18 protein-coding genes are annotated in these 19,027 nt (G+C 47.0%); 16 read left to right on the forward strand and 2 right to left on the reverse strand.

The genetic code is table 11. The features are described from left to right. Positions 1–88: 88 nt before the first annotated feature. Positions 89–1,258 carry a cation diffusion facilitator family transporter gene (locus EIH25_RS00370; RefSeq protein ID WP_124097962.1) on the forward strand — a complete coding sequence of 390 codons (1,170 nt, stop codon included), beginning with the start codon at positions 89–91 and terminating at the stop codon, positions 1,256–1,258. A gap of 262 nt (positions 1,259–1,520) precedes the next feature. Beyond that, positions 1,521–3,704, forward strand: a complete 2,184-nt coding sequence (locus EIH25_RS00375; RefSeq protein WP_124097963.1) for a cell wall-binding protein — start codon at positions 1,521–1,523, stop codon at positions 3,702–3,704. A 54-nt stretch (positions 3,705–3,758) separates the two neighbouring features. Here EIH25_RS00375 and EIH25_RS00380 read toward each other — a convergent pair whose 3' ends face one another. Next, positions 3,759–5,123, reverse strand: a complete 1,365-nt coding sequence (locus EIH25_RS00380) for an MATE family efflux transporter (RefSeq protein WP_243113051.1) — start codon at positions 5,121–5,123, stop codon at positions 3,759–3,761. 315 nt (positions 5,124–5,438) lie between these two features. Between EIH25_RS00380 and rnhA the strand changes: the two genes are divergently transcribed. The 4 genes from rnhA (at position 5,439) to mnmA (ending at position 8,806) form a co-directional block, all read left to right on the forward strand. Continuing rightward, positions 5,439–5,879, forward strand: coding sequence for a ribonuclease HI (gene rnhA, locus EIH25_RS00385; RefSeq protein ID WP_124097965.1), 441 nt, complete (start codon positions 5,439–5,441; stop codon positions 5,877–5,879). Positions 5,880–6,097: 218 nt separating this feature from the next. Further along, positions 6,098–7,291: a cysteine desulfurase NifS gene (gene nifS, locus EIH25_RS00390; protein WP_124097966.1), complete on the forward strand. Its 1,194-nt coding sequence runs from the start codon at positions 6,098–6,100 to the stop codon at positions 7,289–7,291. A gap of 16 nt (positions 7,292–7,307) precedes the next feature. Next, a complete protein-coding gene (gene nifU / locus EIH25_RS00395) occupies positions 7,308–7,739 on the forward strand; it encodes a Fe-S cluster assembly scaffold protein NifU (RefSeq protein ID WP_124097967.1) in 432 nt (143 codons plus the stop codon). Continuing rightward, a complete protein-coding gene (mnmA, locus tag EIH25_RS00400) occupies positions 7,727–8,806 on the forward strand; it encodes a tRNA 2-thiouridine(34) synthase MnmA (RefSeq protein WP_243113052.1) in 1,080 nt (359 codons plus the stop codon). The genes nifU and mnmA overlap by 13 nt, the downstream gene beginning before the upstream one ends. A 140-nt stretch (positions 8,807–8,946) precedes the next feature. Here the strand turns inward: mnmA and EIH25_RS00405 are convergent, their stop codons facing one another. Continuing rightward, the gene (locus EIH25_RS00405) at positions 8,947–9,495 is read right to left on the reverse strand and encodes a flavin reductase (RefSeq protein WP_124097968.1); all 549 of its coding nucleotides are present in this window, start codon (positions 9,493–9,495) and stop codon (positions 8,947–8,949) included. 492 nt (positions 9,496–9,987) lie between these two features. On the opposite strand from EIH25_RS00405, the gene EIH25_RS00410 reads away from it, so the two are divergent. The 10 genes from EIH25_RS00410 to argB all read left to right on the forward strand — a co-directional run bounded on the left by EIH25_RS00410 (position 9,988) and on the right by argB (position 18,952). Further along, positions 9,988–11,211: an argininosuccinate synthase gene (locus EIH25_RS00410; RefSeq protein ID WP_124097969.1), complete on the forward strand. Its 1,224-nt coding sequence runs from the start codon at positions 9,988–9,990 to the stop codon at positions 11,209–11,211. Between the two features lie 118 nt (positions 11,212–11,329). Further along, on the forward strand, positions 11,330–11,764 hold the full coding sequence (locus EIH25_RS00415; protein ID WP_124097970.1) for a pentapeptide repeat-containing protein: 435 nt from the start codon (positions 11,330–11,332) through the stop codon (positions 11,762–11,764). A 100-nt stretch (positions 11,765–11,864) separates the two neighbouring features. Further along, complete coding sequence (locus EIH25_RS00420) at positions 11,865–12,413, forward strand: hypothetical protein (RefSeq protein ID WP_124097971.1); 549 nt, start codon at positions 11,865–11,867, stop codon at positions 12,411–12,413. A gap of 122 nt (positions 12,414–12,535) precedes the next feature. Then, the gene (argH, locus tag EIH25_RS00425) at positions 12,536–13,921 is read left to right on the forward strand and encodes an argininosuccinate lyase (RefSeq protein WP_124097972.1); all 1,386 of its coding nucleotides are present in this window, start codon (positions 12,536–12,538) and stop codon (positions 13,919–13,921) included. After that, entirely contained in the window at positions 13,908–14,351 is a 444-nt protein-coding gene (locus EIH25_RS00430; protein ID WP_124097973.1) for a hypothetical protein, read from the forward strand. The genes argH and EIH25_RS00430 overlap by 14 nt, the downstream gene beginning before the upstream one ends. Before the next feature lie 5 nt (positions 14,352–14,356). Beyond that, complete coding sequence (argC, locus tag EIH25_RS00435) at positions 14,357–15,301, forward strand: N-acetyl-gamma-glutamyl-phosphate reductase (RefSeq protein ID WP_124097974.1); 945 nt, start codon at positions 14,357–14,359, stop codon at positions 15,299–15,301. A 195-nt stretch (positions 15,302–15,496) separates the two neighbouring features. Then, positions 15,497–16,150 carry a polysaccharide deacetylase family protein gene (locus tag EIH25_RS00440; RefSeq protein WP_124097975.1) on the forward strand — a complete coding sequence of 218 codons (654 nt, stop codon included), beginning with the start codon at positions 15,497–15,499 and terminating at the stop codon, positions 16,148–16,150. A gap of 21 nt (positions 16,151–16,171) precedes the next feature. Next, a complete protein-coding gene (argJ, locus tag EIH25_RS00445) occupies positions 16,172–17,443 on the forward strand; it encodes a bifunctional glutamate N-acetyltransferase/amino-acid acetyltransferase ArgJ (RefSeq protein WP_124097976.1) in 1,272 nt (423 codons plus the stop codon). Positions 17,444–17,480: 37 nt separating this feature from the next. Continuing rightward, positions 17,481–18,068 (forward strand): hypothetical protein, encoded by a 588-nt coding sequence (locus EIH25_RS00450; RefSeq protein WP_124097977.1) that lies wholly within the window; start codon positions 17,481–17,483, stop codon positions 18,066–18,068. A gap of 26 nt (positions 18,069–18,094) precedes the next feature. After that, a complete protein-coding gene (argB, locus tag EIH25_RS00455) occupies positions 18,095–18,952 on the forward strand; it encodes an acetylglutamate kinase (protein WP_124097978.1) in 858 nt (285 codons plus the stop codon). Positions 18,953–19,027: the final 75 nt, after the last annotated feature.

The following is a 19,027-nucleotide window of genomic DNA, read 5'->3' on the forward strand; positions in this document are numbered from 1 at the left end:
TCACATTGACACGGCTCCGGCATAATAGTATAATAAAGTTTAACGGCGGAAACTTTCTGACCGTATGTTTGACGAAAGGCTATGGCGTATGATAAAATTAATAGTAAAACGCTTTATAAAAGACAGCGAAAACGTATCCGACAAAAAGGTAAGGGAACGCTACGGCATACTCGGCGGAGCGCTGGGTATAATCTGCAATACGTTTCTCTTTGCGCTTAAGCTGTGCGCCGGAACGGTTATGAACAGCATAGCGATAATATCCGACGCTTTCAACAATATGTCTGATATGGGATCGTCGCTGGTCACTATAATCGGTACTAAGCTGAGCGGAAAACGTCCGGACAGGGAGCACCCTTTCGGACACGGACGGCTTGAATACATATCCTCGCTGATAGTTTCCTTTATTATTCTGCTTATGGGCTTTGAACTGCTTAAAAGCTCGGCGGTGAAAATTTTCGAGCCGGAGGAGCTGAATTTCAGTCTGCCTATTACAGTACTGCTGTCGCTTTCGGTGCTGGTCAAGGTGTGGCTGTACTTCAGCGGCAGATATATGGGCGAAAAAATAAATTCCTCAACGCTGAAGGCGACGGCACGTGATTCGCTTAACGACGTTATCGCGACAAGCGCGGTCATACTTACAACCGTTATCGGGCAGTTTATTAAATTTCCTCCGCTTGACGGAATAGTCGGAACCGTAGTTGCTTTGCTTATTATGAAAACAGGCTTTGATATAGCCAGGGATACCGTAGGAATACTGCTGGGCACTCCGGCAAGCAGGGAGCTTGTAAATGAAATATCCTCCAGGGTGCTTAACGGCGAGGGCATAACGGGAGTTCATGACCTTATCGTGCACGATTACGGTCCGGGACGTGTAATGGCGTCGATCCACGCTGAGGTGCCCGACGATTCCGACATAGTCGCGGTGCACGAGGTAATAGACGCCGTCGAAAAGCGAATAGAAGCTGAAATGGGGATACATATGGTAATTCATATGGACCCGGTGTCGGTAAACTGCGAGCGGTCGGATAAGATAAAAGGACAGGTAGTTCAGGCAGTGGCCGATACCAATTCGGAATATAGTATTCACGATTTCAGAATCGTTGACGGCGAGAACCAGATAAACCTTATATTTGACATGGTAGTCCCTTACGGAATTTCCGACGCGCAGCTTGAAAGAAATATTCAGAAAATAAAGCAAAAGCTTTCGCAGGCCGACGAGCGTTATAACTGCGTTATCCAGATAGACAACGAGTATTGAGCTTATGCCGCGGCGTATGTATTCGCAGGTTGTCCGGCGAAGCGTTGCCGTTCTGTAAAGGAATTCGGCAGCAATGAAAATTTCATCAGACAGTCCAGCGAATATTTTTATCATGTTATTTTCACAGGATTTTCGTTTGACAGACCGGGTATACTGTGATATAATTTAATTGAATATAATTACGGGATTTTACGATATATCATTTGAAAGGCAGGTGCAGGTCTGCGCTGCGGAGCGGCTGCTCTGAACAGCGGGCGTTACTATGAGTACAATAACCGGATCTTTTAGCGGCGGCAGGAACTCCGACAAGGGCAGAAAGCGGATAATCGCGGCGGCAGCGGCGTGTACTGTCGTTATGGGCGCGGCTTTCGGAGGCTATTTTTATTACGGAATGTTTTATGCTCCCGGCTGGCATACCGCCGACGGGGGTACATATTATATCCTCAGCGGCGACAGGGAACGGGCTACAGGAATGCAGCTTATAAGCAATTCAACCTATCTGTTTGATGAAAATGGCTATATGCTTACAGGCTGGCAGGAATACGAAGGCGAAACCTATTATTTTGACAAATCCGGAGTTATGGTAAGAGGAAGAGTCGAGATAGACGGCGAGGAGTATTATTTTGCGGACGATTCGGGCATTTTCCGCACCGGACTGAGAGATTTCAACGGAATAGAATACTATTTCAACGACTATGGTTTCCCCGATTCGGGATTCAACAAAGTAAACGGCGGAGATTATTACTACGACGCTGACGGAAAAAGGATAACCGGCTGGGCGGAGATAAACGGAATACAGTATTACTTCAAGAATACAGGCGAGATGGCTGTGGGATTTCTTGAAATAAACGGAGAAACCTATTATTTTGCTCCGGACGGGCATATGGTTACCGGCTGGCAGGATATAAGCGGCAGACGCTACTATTTCAGCGATAACGGCGCGATGTTTACCGGCTGGAAAAAGGACGGCAGCGACTATATGCACGCCGACGAGGTTACCGGAGCTTTCAGCATAGGCTTTGCTGAAATAGACGGGAAAACCTATTATTTCGACAGCGAATATAAGATGGTGAAGAAATGGAAAACCATCGGGAAAAAGCGGTATCACTTTTCTGACGACGGAATCATGGATACCGGCTGGTTCAAGGATAACGGCTATAAATATCACTTTGCTTCGGACGGAGCGGCTGATACCGGATTTGTAAAGATAAAGGAGCGCTATTATTACTTTGACAAAAAGGGCAGACTGCTTTCGGGCTGGCAGGAGATAAAAGGCAAGACCTATTATTTCGGGCAGGACGGAGTGGTAGAATCCGGCTTTATGGATTGGGACGGAGAAACCTATTATTTTGATCCGATAGCTCACAATGCCGCGGAGGGCTGGATAAAGGTCTATAAATACGGCGCGGACGAAAAGAAAAAGATAGCTCAGTTCAAGAGCGATTCAAAGCTTTTCGATAAGGAGCTTAAAGCGCAGACAGACGAAAAGACAGAGCTTTCGGGGAAGGAAACCGAAAGGCTTGATGAGATAAGAGAGCAGTATGAGGACGGAACCTATGACGCCTTTATGCTTGAAGCCTATAAAAAGATGGGCAAAGAGCTGTTTTATCAGCTGTATTTTGACGAGAGTAATCATATGGTTGCCGGTTGGCAGGAGATAAGCGGATACAGGTTTTATTTTGACGAGGAAACAGGTCTGAAGGCTACCGGCTGGAAAACCATAGATAAGAAGCGTTATTATTTCGGACTTTGCGGAGCCGCGGCAACGGGAACAGTTGTTATTGACGGCGAGGAATACACTTTTTCTGAGGACGGCGCGCTTGCCGACGGACTTACGGAAACCGAGGACGGTCTGCGGTTTGCTCAGAGCAGGAATGAAGAAAATGACGACATCTGGGTAAGGGAGGATTTTAAAACCTCAGGCGGGTATACATATTATTTTGACGCCGACGGCTACGCTGTAAAGGGCTGGCGGGAGATAGACGGCAAAAGCTACTATTTCGACGACGAATGCCGGCTTGCAAACGGAATATTCTCCGAGGGCGGTTCGGTCTATTATATGAGCAGAAACGGTATGGTTACAGATAAATGGGTCAATACCGACGACGGCGCATATTATTTCCAAGGCAGCGGAAAAGCGGCTTCGGGCTGGACAACTATAGACGGTATTGAATATTATTTCAGCAGCGGCGGAAAGCTTCAGCACGGTTGGACCGAAATAGGAGGAAAGAAATATTTCCTTGAAAACGGAGTTATGCTTAGAGGCCCTGTTTATATAGACGGAGTTTATTACGTTATCGGAGAAAAAGGATATATAAAGAGCGGCTGGGTAAAATGGAATTCCCGACGCTACTATTGCCGCGACGACGGAACTCCCTATACGGACACCACAAAAACTATTGACGGAAAGAAATATACATTTGATTCCAACGGAGTAAGACAGTAAAAGCGAAGCCGCGCGCCGGAACCTGAAAAATCAGGACAGGCGCGCGGCTTTTTGTCAGCTGGCGTGGGAAAGTATTTTTTTGAAATTCAAAGTAAAAAGTATGACGCAGGTTAAGGCCGCTGTAATATCGGAAACAGGCTCGGCATAATAAACTCCCATGACTCCAAAAAATCTCGGCAGAATTATCGTCAGAGGGATAAGGAGAATGACCTTTCTCAGCATGGCGATAAATAAGGATATCTTCGCTTGCCCCAGCGCCATAAAGGTGTTCTGGCAGGCAAGCTGGATTCCGAAGATCAGCATTCCGGAAACGAATATGGGCAGTACGCGCGAGGTAAGACCTATCAGCTCCGCGTCGTTGGTAAACATTCCGGCAAAAATCTGCGGGAATAGAATTGCCGCCAGAGCTATAATCGAGGTATAGCCGAACATCAATGCGGCAAGCCTGCGGAAGGTGGTTTTTACTCTGTCAGTGTTTCCGGCGCCGTAATTATAGCTTATTATAGGCGAGATTCCCTGAGCGAAGCCTGATACCGGAGTGGTCATTATCTGCATTACGCTTTGCATTATCGTAAGAGAGCCGACGTATAGATCGCCGCCGTATTTCTGAAGTCCGCTGTTCATAACGATCGAAATAAGGCTTTCGGTTGACTGCATTACGAAAGGCGAGATTCCAAGCGCGGCAACGGATTTTACCACAGCCGCCTGAGGGCGGAGATACTTTCTTTTTATTCTCAGATCGGCTTTTTCGGACGTCAGGAATCTGATGACCCATGCGGCGCTGAAGGTCTGTGAGATAACAGTCGCGATTGCCGCGCCGCGGACGCCCATATCGAATACGAAAATAAAAAGGGGATCGAGAGCGATATTAAGGACGGCTCCTATAAGCACGGAAAGCATAGCTGTGTTTGAGCGTCCCTGGGCGGTTATAAAGGCGTTCAGTCCTACGGTGATCTGAACAAAAACCGTTCCCAGAAGATATATGGAAAGATATTCGTCGGCGTAGGGGAAGGTGGAGTCGCTGGCGCCTATCATATACAGAAAGGGCTTCTTTATTATCATAAACAGCACGGAGAGAATTACCGAAAGACAGATAAGAACAGTAAAACCGTTCGACAGTATTTTTTCAGCCTTTTCGCGATCTCCCTTTCCCAGTGAGATTGCCGCGAGAGGAGGACCGCCGCCTCCGATAAACATTGAAAACGCGGTAATTATAACTATCACAGGCATTGTCAGGCCAACGCCTGTTAAAGCGGACGCTCCTATATCCTTGATGTGTCCGATATAAATTCTGTCTACAATGTTATACAGAAGATTGATGACCTGCGCGACAAGCGTAGGTATTCCCATTGAAAATATCAGCCGCCATATATTTTCCGTGCCGAGCTTTTCGTCGGAGGCAGTTTTATTTTCGTTCACAAAAAGCACCTTCTTTGATTTGCAAAAGCAGTATAAAATGCCGTTTTGCGTACTGCATACGGCATTTTGTTTTTTATGGGATTTGTCCCATGGTTTTAATGACTTCTTAAGGCTTGTTAAGCCGATCATGAATTTTATTATATCACATAAGGCGGAATTTTTCAACTGGAGAGGGCGGATAAAATTCAGCGGCCGTTCGTACAGGGAGCTTTGCGCGGTCTGCGGCCGGTCATGACGAGGCGAAGCGCTTGTCAAATGTTTAAATTCATGGTATAATCAAAAACGATCAATGCAGAATAAGAAAGGGTTTGTACGATGAAAAGGGTGGAGATATTTACCGACGGAGCCTGCTCGGGAAATCCGGGTCCCGGCGGCTACGGCGTGATTTTAAGATATAAGGACAGCGTAAAGGAGCTTTCAGGCGGGGAGAGGGAAACGACCAACAACCGTATGGAGCTTACTGCCGTAATAACCGGACTGTCGGCCTTAAAGGAGCCCTGCGAGGTCGAGCTTTACAGCGATTCCAAATATATTATCGACGCGGTAACAAAGGGCTGGGCTAAGCAGTGGCAGGCTAACGGCTGGATAAAAGGCGATAAGAAAAAAGCGCTTAATTCCGACCTGTGGGAAATGCTGCTGGCGCTGCTTGATGTGCATAAGGTGAATTTTATCTGGGTAAAGGGTCATGCCGGACATACTGAAAACGAACGCTGCGATCAGCTGGCGGTAGCTGAATCGCAGAAAATGAAATTATAATCATACTTTGTTTATATGATTTTGAAATCTGGAATTTACAGAGATAAAAGCTTATATTGATTAAATTTCATATTATTCATATATAAATTAGTAAATTTTTATTGAACGCTATTGTAATCCTTGTCCGAAAGGTATATAATTACTTATAAGCCGATACCGACCGTCAGCGCTCCGGCTTGAAGGGCGGAAGAAGTATTCGGCAGAAGGGACTGATTATCTTGGATAAAAGATTTGTTTATGCTGACAACGCGGCGACAACCAAGGTTTCAAAAAGGGCGCTTGACGCGGCAATGCCGTATATTACCGAGGAATACGGCAACGCTTCCAGCATATACGAAATGGGAATGAACGCGGCAAAGGCGGTTCTCAGGGCAAGGGAGCAGACTGCGAGGGCTTTGGGCGCCGACGCCGACGAGATATACTTTACCGCAGGCGGCTCCGAATCTGACAACTGGGCGATAAGAGGCTGCGCTGAAAAGGGTGAGGAAAAGGGCAGAAAGCATATAGTAACGACCGCGATAGAGCACCACGCCGTGCTTCATACCTGCCGCTATCTTGAAAAGCGCGGTTTTGAGGTAACGTATATCCCGGTTGACGAAAACGGACTTATTACGGCCGAGCAGGTGGAAAAAGCGATTCGCGCGGATACCTGCCTTGTTACGGTTATGTTTGCTAATAATGAAATCGGAACGATCATGCCGATAGCTCAGATAGGTGAGGTCTGCCGCAAAAAGGGCGTTATCTTTCATACCGACGCGGTTCAGGCTGTAGGAAATACGGAAATAGACGTCAAGAAAATGAATATTGATCTGCTTTCACTTTCGGGGCACAAGATACACGCTTTAAAGGGAGCGGGGGCTCTTTATATAAGAAGGGGGCTCAATATACCCAATCTGATTTACGGAGGAGCGCAGGAAAGAAACAAACGGGCGGGAACAGAAAACGTTCCGGCAATAGTTTCACTAGGTACGGCTGTAACGGACGCCTGTTCGGATATTCCCGCAAAGGCTGAGAGGCTTGTGAAAATGAGGGACAGGCTGATTGACGGAATACTGAAGCTTCCGCAGACAAGGCTTAACGGCGATCGTATCAGGAGGCTTCCGGGAAATGTTAATGTTTCTTTCCGGGGAATCGAGGGAGAGAGCCTGCTGCTTATGCTTGATATGTACGGGATAGCGGCTTCGTCAGGCTCAGCCTGTACAAGCGGTTCTCTTGATCCTTCTCATGTGCTGCTTGCTATAGGGCTTCCTCACGAAACCGCTCACGGCTCTCTCAGGCTGACTATAAACGAAGAAACCTCCGAGGAGGATATAGATTATATTCTTGAAACGGTGCCGGCGGCGGTAAAACGGCTCAGGGATATGTCGCCGCTCTGGGAGAGAATATGCAAGACTGAAAATATTGAAGTATAGAGAAAGGCTGATAAAAATGATATACAGTGAAAAGGTAATGGATCACTTCGCTAATCCGAGAAACGTGGGCGAAATTGAAAACGCCGATGGAATCGGAGAGGTTGGAAACGCAAAGTGCGGGGATATAATGAAGATGTATATTAAGGTGGACGGAAACGTTATTTCAGACGTTAAGTTCAAGACCTTCGGCTGCGGCGCCGCGGTAGCGACATCTTCCGCCGCGACGGAAATGATAAAAGGAAAAAGCCTTGAGGAAGCTCTTAAGCTTACAAACAAGGCTGTAGTTCAGGAGCTCGGCGGACTTCCGCCCGCAAAGCTGCACTGTTCAGTCCTTGCTGAGCAGGCGATGAAGGCGGCTATTGCCGATTACTGTAAAAAGAACGGCATTGCTTTGGAGCCGACAGCCGGCTGCGAGAGCTGCGGCGAATGTCATGATTGTCAAGGCTGAAAGGAGAGTTGATCGTGACCGGCAACGGAAACAAAAGAGCGCTTGCCGCAATGAGCGGAGGCGTGGACAGCTCGGCGGCAGTAAGGCTGCTTTTGGATCAAGGCTATAGCTGCGGCGGAGCTGTAATGAAGCTTGCTTCAGATGAAGAAAACGACGCCGTAAGGGACGCGGGGCTTGCGGCTGACAGGCTTGGAATAGATTTCTATGTATTTGATTTTTCCGCCGAGTTCAAGGAAAAGGTAATGGACAGCTTTGTGAATACCTATCTCAGCGGAGGAACGCCCAATCCCTGCGTGGAGTGCAACAGGTATCTTAAATTCGGCGCGTTTCTTGACAAAGCCAGGGAGCTGGGCTACGAATACATAGCTACCGGTCACTATGTCAGAAAGGAATACTGCGGCGAAAGCGGAAGATGGCTTCTGAAAAGAGCGGCGGACAGGGCAAAGGATCAGAGCTACGTTCTTTATTCGCTTACTCAGGATCAGCTTGCCCATACGATTTTTCCCGCGGGAGAAAAGAGCAAGGCTGAGATAAGGGACATAGTCGCCGCCGGAGGTCTTGCTGATCCGTCCAAGCCGGAAAGTCAGGATATCTGCTTTATTCCGGACGGCAGGTATGCGGATTTTATAATCCGACGTTCGGGAGAACAGAAAAAAGGCGAGATACGCATGAGCGACGGAACATACTTAGGAGAGCATAAGGGTCTGATAAATTATACGGTAGGACAGCGCAAGGGGATAGGAGTTTCCTACAGCGAGCCGCTTTTCGTAATAGATAAGAACATATCGGAAAACATTTTGATCCTGGGTACAAAGGACGAGCTTGTGTGTAATTCGCTTATAGCCGGAGATGTAAATTATATTCCGTTCGATAAGCCGGATAAGCCCTTTGAATGTACCGCCCAGACTAGGTATCATCAGAGGGAGGCGGAATGTACGGTGTATCCCCTTGAAAATAATTGCGCAAGGGTTGAGTTTCATTCTCCGCATACCGCGGTCTCAAAGGGTCAGGCGGTGGTTTTCTACGACGGGGATTATGTCGTAGGCGGAGGAACAATTCTTGGCTGAAGCCGTCTTTAACGCTGTGCTTTCAGATACAGAAAATAAAAGCCGTTCAGCGGATATTTACGCTCCGCTGAACGGCTTTATATTTGAATGAACGGTATTTTAGAAAATTGGATTCAAGCGTTTTTATCTCCGCGGCAGCCTTAATGCTTCTTACGGTATACAGCCAGGATTTCAGCTACATATACGGTGTGATAATCCTTGTTCGGATACCACTGCCCGTCGCAGGAAACGTCGGTAAAGCATTCGGGCTTCATGTCCTGAGCGTAAAGCTTTCTGCAAACAATAACCGTTTCAGCCTGCTCAAAGGCGGTCGTATTTTCGGCGAACAGCGGAACAAGACCGGTTTCGGCGGCTTTATCCCTGTCGCGGCCGCTGTATTTTCCGCAGAACGCGAGAGCGGAGCGGTATTCCTCCGGGAAAAAGCTGAGAGTGAAATATTCCGCCTTGTCCACAAACTCCTTAGTGTACCGCTGAGGTCTTATCGCGGCAACGGCGACGTTTTTGCCCCACATAACTCCCATAAAGCCCCATGAGGCGGTCATTGTGTTCCAGCCGCTCTCGTTTCCGGCGGTAACAAGCATCCAGTCCTTGCCTATCATTTTAAAGGGATTGATATTGCCGTCCCTGTCAAGTTCGTCCGGCGCTGTTTTAGTAAATCCAAGTTGGTCAAATGTTTTTGCGTTGCTCATCGTATGCGCATCCTTTCGTTGACTTTATAAAAGTGATAAAAGTTCTCCGCTGAAAAACGGATAGCTGTAATTATTATATCATGCAGGGTGAAAAATTGCAATGCCTCGCGTCAGGCTTGCTGATTTCCGAAAAAACGCAATTTGCACTTGATTTTAATATGCGCGTATGATATAATTTATTTAAGCGTTTGTGATAAGCGGCTTGGTTAAGCTGCCGTTGAAAGTCTTGCTTGTAAAGATTATATGCGTACGGAAGCTGCTTTATTCTGACGCCGGCGGTTTATGCGCAGGAAATGTATAATAACAGTCCTAATGCATAAATTTTCGTATAAAATATATTTTTATACACTAAATAGCTTGAATTATGTATAAAAATAAAACTTTTGTGTATAACCACTTGACATTACAAAGCAATGGTGTATAATGGTGAATGTAATGCGGATTATTACATGAACTATTACCATAAATATAATTGTAACGGAGGAATTTATAATGGCAAAGGAAATCAAAAAGGTCGTTCTGGCTTATTCCGGCGGTCTTGACACTTCAATCATTATTCCGTGGCTGAAGGAAAATTATAATAACTGCGAGGTTATCGCTGTTTCCGGAGATGTCGGACAGGGAACGGAGCTTGACGGCCTTGAGGAAAAGGCTATCAAGACCGGAGCTTCAAAGCTTTATGTCGAGGACCTGAAGAAAGAGTTTATTCAGGATTACGTATTCCCGACGGTGCAGGCGGGAGCCGTTTATGAAAACAGATATCTGCTGGGCACCTCCTTTGCGCGTCCGATCATCGCTAAGAGAATCGCGGAGATCGCCATCAAGGAGGGAGCGGACGCGATTTGTCACGGCTGCACAGGAAAAGGAAACGATCAGGTAAGATTTGAGCTTGCGATCAAGGCTTTCGCTCCGGATATGGAGATAATCGCCCCATGGAGGATCTGGGATCTCAAGTCCAGAGAGCAGGAGATCGAATATGCGGAGGCGCATAACATTCCTCTTAAAATAAACAGGGAAACCAACTACTCCAAGGATAAAAACCTGTGGCATCTTTCACACGAGGGCCTTGACCTTGAGGATCCCGCGAACGAGCCGCAGTATGAAAAGCCCGGCTTCCTTGAAATGGGAGTATCTCCTATTGACGCTCCCGACAAGCCTACATATGTAACGATTCATTTTGAAAAGGGTGTTCCTACCGCTGTTGACGGCGTCGAAATGAACGGCGTTCAGCTGGTTGCAAAGCTTAACGAGCTTGGAGGAGCAAACGGAATCGGACTTGCCGATCTGGTTGAGAACCGTCTTGTGGGAATGAAGTCCAGAGGCGTTTATGAAACTCCGGGCGGAGCGATCCTTTACCATGCTCACGAGGTGCTGGAAACAATCACTCTTGACAAGGAAACCTCCAGAGTTAAGCAGTATCTGGGAATTAAATTTGCGGATATAGTATACAACGGTCAGTGGTATACTCCCCTGAGAGAGGCTATGAGCGCGTTTGTTACCGAAACTCAGAAAACTGTTACGGGCGACGTAAGGCTCAAGCTTTACAAGGGCAACATTATCAACGCCGGCGTAACTTCTCCGTATACTCTTTACGACGAAGAGGTAGCGACCTTTGATGAGGACAACGTATACAATCAGGCTGATTCCGCAGGCTTTATTAATCTGTTCGGTCTGCCTATCAAGGTTAAGGCAAAGCTCGATCAGAAAAGACGCTGATCGGTATCCGGAAATTCCAGGAGCGCTATGGGAAAAAGCGGCGGCACGACCATAGCCGCTTGAATATGCGTTTTCGGTTATATGCTAATTATCAGTTACGATGAGGGAGGTTTTTGGTATGTCAGACGCAAGCAAGGCATTTGAGCCCGCTTTCGATAAAAAGGTTGAAATATCATATGACAGTCTTCCGAATTCTACGTTTGAGGACGTGAATCTCGGCGGAGCTAAGTTCAGCAATGTAAATCTGAAGGAAGCTGTTTTTGACGATGTCAACATGGACAGCGCGAAATTCAATAATATAAGTATGACGGAAGGGGATTTTACCGATATGTATATGGTAAATTCCAGATTTCTCGGTGTCAATATGAGCAACACCCGTTTTGGTTGCTCGATCATGAACAATGTAGAGTTTAAGAACCCCGATCTGAAAAATTCCCAGTTTATTCACTGCGATCTTTCAAACGTTGAGATAAACGACTGCAAGATAGACGGTTTGAAAATCAACGGAATTGAGATCTCAAAGCTGCTGGAGCAGCATGAAAAGGGGATTTGACCCAAAATTTAAGTGCAGGGCAGAATAATTTGCAATACGGTTATTCTGTCCGTGCGCTTTACCTGTTTCGATATAAACTAATATAAGCGAGGGGTAATTTATGACGAAAAATTCAAAAATAGCAATACTGTTCAGAATTGCTGTAATCGCGACGGCGGTTTTCGCGATCGTTGCTTTTGTAGGTCTTATCATGCTTGCCATTGAGGATTCGAACGGCGGAGACGACGAGGAGTTGTTTGGCGCAGTCAGCGTTTCGGTGAAGTTTTTCAGGTTTATGGCTGTGGGAGCTGTGGTTTCTACCGTACTTAGCTGTATTGCGCAGCGGTACTGCAAAAAAGTAAGCGTTGTTTTCAGGACGCTGTTCATGGGCGTAAGCACAATACTTATTTTAATATCTATGAAAGTTAATTCGCTGTTGGCGCTGGGTGTGAAGATCATCGACGAGTACGGCGATTTCAGCGACGCGGCTATCGAAGATTTTGATCTTACCAGAGCCGAGATAAGGGAAATAGAAAATATTGCAAGCTCTGAAAGCGACATCATGCTTTACATTGCCGCTATTTTCGCGGCGGCGGTTGTTTTCACGGTTATTGCGCTTACCTCTATTCACTATCTGACTAAAAAGAAAAATGACGCTCCGGCACAGTAAACGCTTTAAAAATCGACGCGCGCTTTGATTAAACCACCACTTAAGTGGTGGTTTAATACTATTGATGAAGCGGTATCGGCAGGGAGAATAAGGATAATTATAAGCAAAGGCAGGTTGAAAAAATGTCAGTAAAAATGTGGGCAGGAAGATTTACAAAGGAAATAGATGAAAGGGTAAACGACTTCAATTCGTCCATTTCCTTTGACGCAAGAATGTATAAACAGGATATTGAAGGCTCCATCGCTCATGCCGAAATGCTCGGTGAATGCGGGATCATAGACAAATCCGAAAGCGAAAAAATCATAGACGGACTGAAAGTGATTCTTGCGGATATACAATCGGGAAAGCTTGAATTTGATCCGACCGCGGAGGACATTCATATGTTCAACGAGGCGGAGCTGACAGCCAGAATCGGCGACGCGGGAAAAAGACTTCATACCGCCCGTTCAAGAAACGATCAGGTTGCTCTCGACCTGAGAATGTATTTAAAGGCGGAGATAAAAGAGATCGAAAAGCTTGTCAGGGAGCTGACGGAAACGCTTTGCGGTCTTGCCGAAAAAAATCTCAATACCGTAATGCCGGGCTATACTCATCTTCAGAGAGCGCAGCCGATAACCTTTGCACATCATCTTATGGCGTATGCTCAGATGCTGCTCAGGGACCTGGGCAGGCTGGAGGATACATATAAGAGGACCAATATAATGCCGCTCGGAAGCGGAGCGCTCGCCTCTACTACTTATCCCATTGACAGGCAGAAGGTCTGCGGGCTGCTGGGCTTTGACGAGATAACTCAGAATTCGCTTGACGGAGTTTCCGACAGGGATTTCTGCATAGAGCTTGCTTCTGCAATCTCGATTCTTATGATGCACCTTTCGAGATTTTCGGAGGAAATTGTGCTGTGGTGCTCGTGGGAATTCAAGTTTATAGAGCTTGACGACGCGTATGCTACCGGCTCGTCCATTATGCCGCAGAAGAAAAATCCGGATATTACCGAGCTTATAAGAGGAAAGACAGGCAGAGTATACGGCGATCTTACGACTCTGCTTACGATGATGAAGGGACTTTCCCTTGCCTATAACAAGGATATGCAGGAGGATAAGGAAGCAATTTTCGACGCGGTTGATACCGTTAAGCTTTGTCTTACCACCTTTATCCCGATGATCGAAACAATGAAGGTCATTCCCGAAAATATGAGAAACGCGGCGGCAAGGGGCTTTATTAACGCTACCGACTGCGCCGATTATCTGGTAAAGAAGGGTCTGCCGTTCAGGGACGCGTATAAGATAACCGGAACGCTGGTGCATACCTGTATTGAAAAGAATCTTACTCTTGAAACTCTGCCGCTTGAGGAATACAAGTCGCTGTGCGATACCTTTGAGGAGGATATTTACGACGCTATCAGCCTTGAGGCCTGCGTAATGCAGAGAAAGGCAGCGGGCGGACCTGCTCCGGAATCCGTTATGGCGCAGATCGGATATGTAAGGCGAAAGCTTGATGAAAAAGCTTAAAGACTATAACAGACCCAAAACGGTTGCCGCGGTACATATTGCGGTATGGGCGGCAGCGGCATATGGGATATTCTTTTTTACGACGGAGGTCAGCCGTTCGCTGATACCGTTTATTCTCGGATTTCTTTTTGTCTATCCTCTCGGTACGCTGTATACGGCTTTCAGATATACAAGACGGTATGGTCTGAAATGGTATTTTATACTTCCGGCGGCGGCAATTGCGGCAGTTATGTATTTTCTGCTTGGCTTTGATATGGTTGAACCGAACTATCTGGTTATGACTGCGGTAGCGGTATTTTTCGGGGCGGGAATCGGCAGGCAGTTTTATACGGCGGCTGAAACCACCGCGAAAAAGCTTTCAAAGGCTCAGCTTTCGGAGAGAGGTTACAGGAGTATTCTTGACGAATCGCAATACAAAAAAAGGAAATGATTTAGGTGAAAACAAAGATTTTTATAGACGGCAGGGAGGGCACTACCGGGCTTCAGATAGTTGAACGGCTTGAAAACCGCGGCGACCTTGAAATACTTGCTATTGACGAGGAAAAGAGAAAGGATGTAAACGAGCGCGGAAGGCTTATAAATCAGTCGGATATAACCTTTCTCTGTCTGCCGGACGCGGCGGCTGTAGAGGCGGCAAGGCTTGCGGAAAATCCAAACGTAAGAATAATCGACGCTTCTACCGCTCACAGGACGGATCCCGCATGGGATTACGGTTTTCCGGAGCTTTCCCGCGAACACAGGGAACGCATTGCCCGTTCTAAAAGGGTGGCGAATCCCGGCTGTTATGCAAGCGGCTTTATAAGCCTTGTTTACCCGCTGGTAAAGGCGGGGGCGCTGCCGGAGGATTATCCGCTTACCGCTCATGCGGTTTCCGGCTACAGCGGAGGCGGAAAGAAAATGATAGCCGCAATGGAGGGAGAGGCAAAGACTGCTGAAATGTATTCTCCCCGTCAGTACGCTCTGGGGCAGACGCATAAGCACCTGCCGGAAATGCAGTCGGTATGCGGACTTAAATACAGACCTATGTTCAATCCGATCGTTGACGATTATTACCAAGGAATGGTCGTAACCGTTCCTCTGATCTCAAGGGCGCTGAACAAGAATTACACGCCTGCCGACATTCACGGCATCCTGTCCGCTCACTATGAGGGACAGCGCTTTGTAAGGGTTATGGAGCTTGGCGGAAAGGAAATTCTTCCCGACGGATTTTTAGCCGCGAATACGCTTGCCGGCACCAATGATATGCAGATTTTCGTGTGCGGAAACGAGGAGCAGATTCTGCTCTGCTCAAGGCTTGACAATCTTGGCAAGGGAGCAAGCGGAGCGGCGGTTCAGAATATGAATATTATGCTGGGAATTGACGAAGCCGAGGGGCTTTGATATGTAATTATTGCTTTTTGGGCTGACAGATATAGAAGCAGATAAAATATAAAAGCCTGAAGTAAACGGCGCGGAGGTCGACGCTCTGGTCGCTCAGTTTGCTCCTGAAGCCGAAAGGGATATATCAGACGAGGATATTGATAAATTTGGCTATGACGATGAGTCAATGAAAAACATCAGAGAGGTGTTGGAACGATGAAAGGCAGAAATTATGCCGCTGGCAGAGAAAAAATTGCCGCTCTCACCTTTGACGACGGTCCGAATACGTCTATAACTCCGCTGGTTTTGGAAAAGCTTTTGAAATATAATATAATCGGTTCGTTTTTCGCGGTGGGAAGCAATATAAATTCTGAATCGGAGCAGATTATGAAAAACGTCTTTCGCGCCGGGTGTGAAATAGGCAATCATTCGTTCGCTCATGCCGATATGACAAAGCTGACGGCTGAGGAGATAAAAAAGGATATTGCTGAAACCTCACGGAGAATAGCCGCATTTACGGGCAGCTTTCCCGCGTTTTTCAGACCGCCCTATATTGCGGTAAACGACATCATGTTTGAAAATACCGATTTGCCGTTTATTGCCGGAATAGGAGCAAACGACTGGGAGTCGGAGGTTTCGGCGGAGGAAAGAGCGAGGCTGATACTTGACCAGGTCAAGGACGGAGATATCATACTGCTTCACGATATGGAAAACAACTATGCTACCGTTGAAGCGCTTGATATAATAATACCTGAAATGCTTGGACGGGGCTTCGGATTTGCAACCGTTTCACAGCTGTTTGAGGCTAAAGGAATACAGCCGCGGAGGGGCATTGTTTATTCAAACGCTTTACAGACATCGATATATTAGCATGGAAACGAGGTATAGAAAATGAAGGATTTTGAAGGGTACAAATATATAGACGGCGGAGTGTGCGCCGCCGGCGGCTTTAAGGCTAACGGGCTTTACTGCGGCATTAAAAAATCTGCCGTGGCCGACGGAAATGAAAGTCCTCTGTCAGGCAGCAAAAATGATCTGGGAATGATAGTTTCCGACGCAATGTGCAACGCGGCGGGAGTTTACACTCAGAATAAGGTAAAGGGCGCGCCTGTTACGGTAACAAGGAGAAATCTTGCGGAGTCCGGGGGAAAGGCAAAAGCGGTCATAGTCAATTCAAAGAACGCCAATACCTGCAACGCCGACGGCGAGGAAAAGGCGGAAAAAATGTGCCGCCTTGCTTCGGAAGCTTTAGGTATCAGAGCGGAGGAGGTAATTGTCGCCTCAACTGGGGTTATCGGAGAGGAGCTTCCGATAGAGCCGATAGAAAACGCGATGAACGATCTCGTTATGGGACTTTCCTACAGGGGAAACGAAAAAGCCGCCGAAGCTATTATGACTACCGATACCTTCAAAAAGGAGGTCGCGGTGGAGTTTGAGCTGGACGGAAAGGTATGCCGCCTCGGAGGAATGGGAAAGGGTAGCGGCATGATCCACCCGAATATGGCGACAACGCTGAATTTTATCACCACCGACTGCGATATTTCCGCCGATATGCTTCAAAAGGCGCTTTCAGAGGTTGTAAAGGTAACCTACAACTGTCTTTCCATAGACGGAGATCAGTCTACTAACGATATGTGCATGGTTATGGCGAACGGGCTTGCGGGGAACGCTGAGATCGTTTCGGAGGGAAAGGATTTTGAGGTCTTTAAGCAGGCGCTTTACATAGTGATGATGAATATTACAAGGCTCCTTGCCAAGGACGGCGAGGGCGCTACAAAGCTTATTGAGTGCAGCGTTTCGGGGGCAAAGGATACGGACGAGGCGATAAAGATAGCCAAGAGCGTTATATCCTCGGCTCTTTTCAAGTCTATGATTTTCGGAGAGGACGCTAACTGCGGACGTATTTTCTGCGCTCTGGGATATGCGGACGCTGAATTTGACGTAAATGATGTCGACGTTTATATCGGTTCTCAGGCCGGCAGGATCAAGGTCGGCGAAAAGGGTCTTGTGATCGGATACTCTGAGGAAGCGGCCGCAAAAATCCTTGCACAGGACGAGATTGCCGTTGATATTTCCGTCGGCAGCGGCAGCGGCAGCGCGACGGCATGGGGCTGTGATCTGACCTACGATTATGTGAGAATAAACGGAGATTACAGATCGTAAATCAAAGACGGACTAAAAAATAAAATGGGGGATTATAATGGGAAAGAAAAAAAGGACTTATTACACGAGCGCGGATTATTCGGACAAATTTATAAAATATCTTGACGGTGACGAATGTATTCTGTGGACCGGCAAAAAAGAGATAAAAAGCAATCTGGAATCAAGACTGCTGGGGCTTGGCATAGCGGCCTTTGCGGCATTATGGACGTTTATTGTTTATAGCTCCGGCAATCATCTGGCTGCAATAATAGCCTTGCCTATTGCGGTTATAGGCTTATTGATGATACTGGGAATTGATTCAGACTATTATTACGCCGTCACCGATAAGCGTATCATAAGTTTTTTGTTAAGGAAGCCGGCGTCGGTATATTATGAGGATATATTCAGCGTTGAACTGACAGCTGAAGCTGACGATACGGGAACGATAATGATCAAGAGCAGGAATCACATGCTTGGCTTTATGGGCGGCGGCTACAGTGAAAGTCCGGATTATGCAATGGAAACCAAGCTGGAATATGTATACGATAGCATGACGGCATATAAGATTATCAGCGAGCGTGCCTCGAAATTCTATCAGGATTCAGATGATATACCGGAATATACGGATAATTCGGAGCAGCCGTAAATAAATCAAAAAAGGAAAGATGTTAAATGGAAATTGCCAACAGTATCAGAAGTCAGATATTGATCGACGCTTTGCCGTATATACAGAAATACCACGACAAGGTTGTTGTTATAAAATACGGCGGTAATGCAATGACAAACGACGCCTTGAAAGAGGCGGTAATGAGCGACATCGTTCTGCTGACCGAGGTAGGTATCAGGGTAGTGCTGGTTCACGGCGGAGGGCCGGAGATAAATTCAATGCTCAAGCGTGTCGGAATCGAAAGCAGGTTTATCGGAGGGCTGAGATATACCGACAGGGAAACCATAGATATTGTAAAAATGGTTCTGTGCGGTAAGGTCAATAAGGAGCTTGTATCGGCGCTTCAGCTTTACGGCGGAAAGGCTCTCGGACTGTGCGGCTGCGACGGACAGATGATACTTGCAGAGAAGTTTCATGGAGATGTTGATCTGGGTTATGTCGGCGAGATCAAAAAGATAACCACAAAGCCTATTATCGACGCGCTTAACAACGGCTATGTTCCGATAATCGCGACAGTAGGCACTTCCGAGGACGGACAGGCGTATAACATAAACGCCGATACCGCGGCGGCAAGGATAGCCTCCTGTCTCAGAGCGGAAAAGCTGATTCTGATGACTGATATTCCGGGACTGCTTCAGGATAAGGACGACGATTCAACGCTTATTCCTTTTGTTCAGGTAAGCGATGTTCCGTATCTGAAAAAGACGGGAATAATAAGCGGCGGAATGATACCCAAAATAGACTGCTGCGTCGAGGCTGTAAGAAGGGGAGTAAAAAGGACCTCTATCATAGACGGAAGAGTGCCTCATTCAATTCTTATAGAGCTGCTTTCAAACGAGGGTATCGGAACGCAGTTTACCTGATAATATCAGATTCGGCTCGCTGTATGACAGACACGAGGGTCAGCAGAATATCAGGGATTTTGTCAGTATGACGAA

The organism is Ruminococcus sp. Marseille-P6503, from assembly GCF_900604945.1.
Lineage (GTDB): Bacteria > Bacillota > Clostridia > Oscillospirales > Ruminococcaceae > FB2012.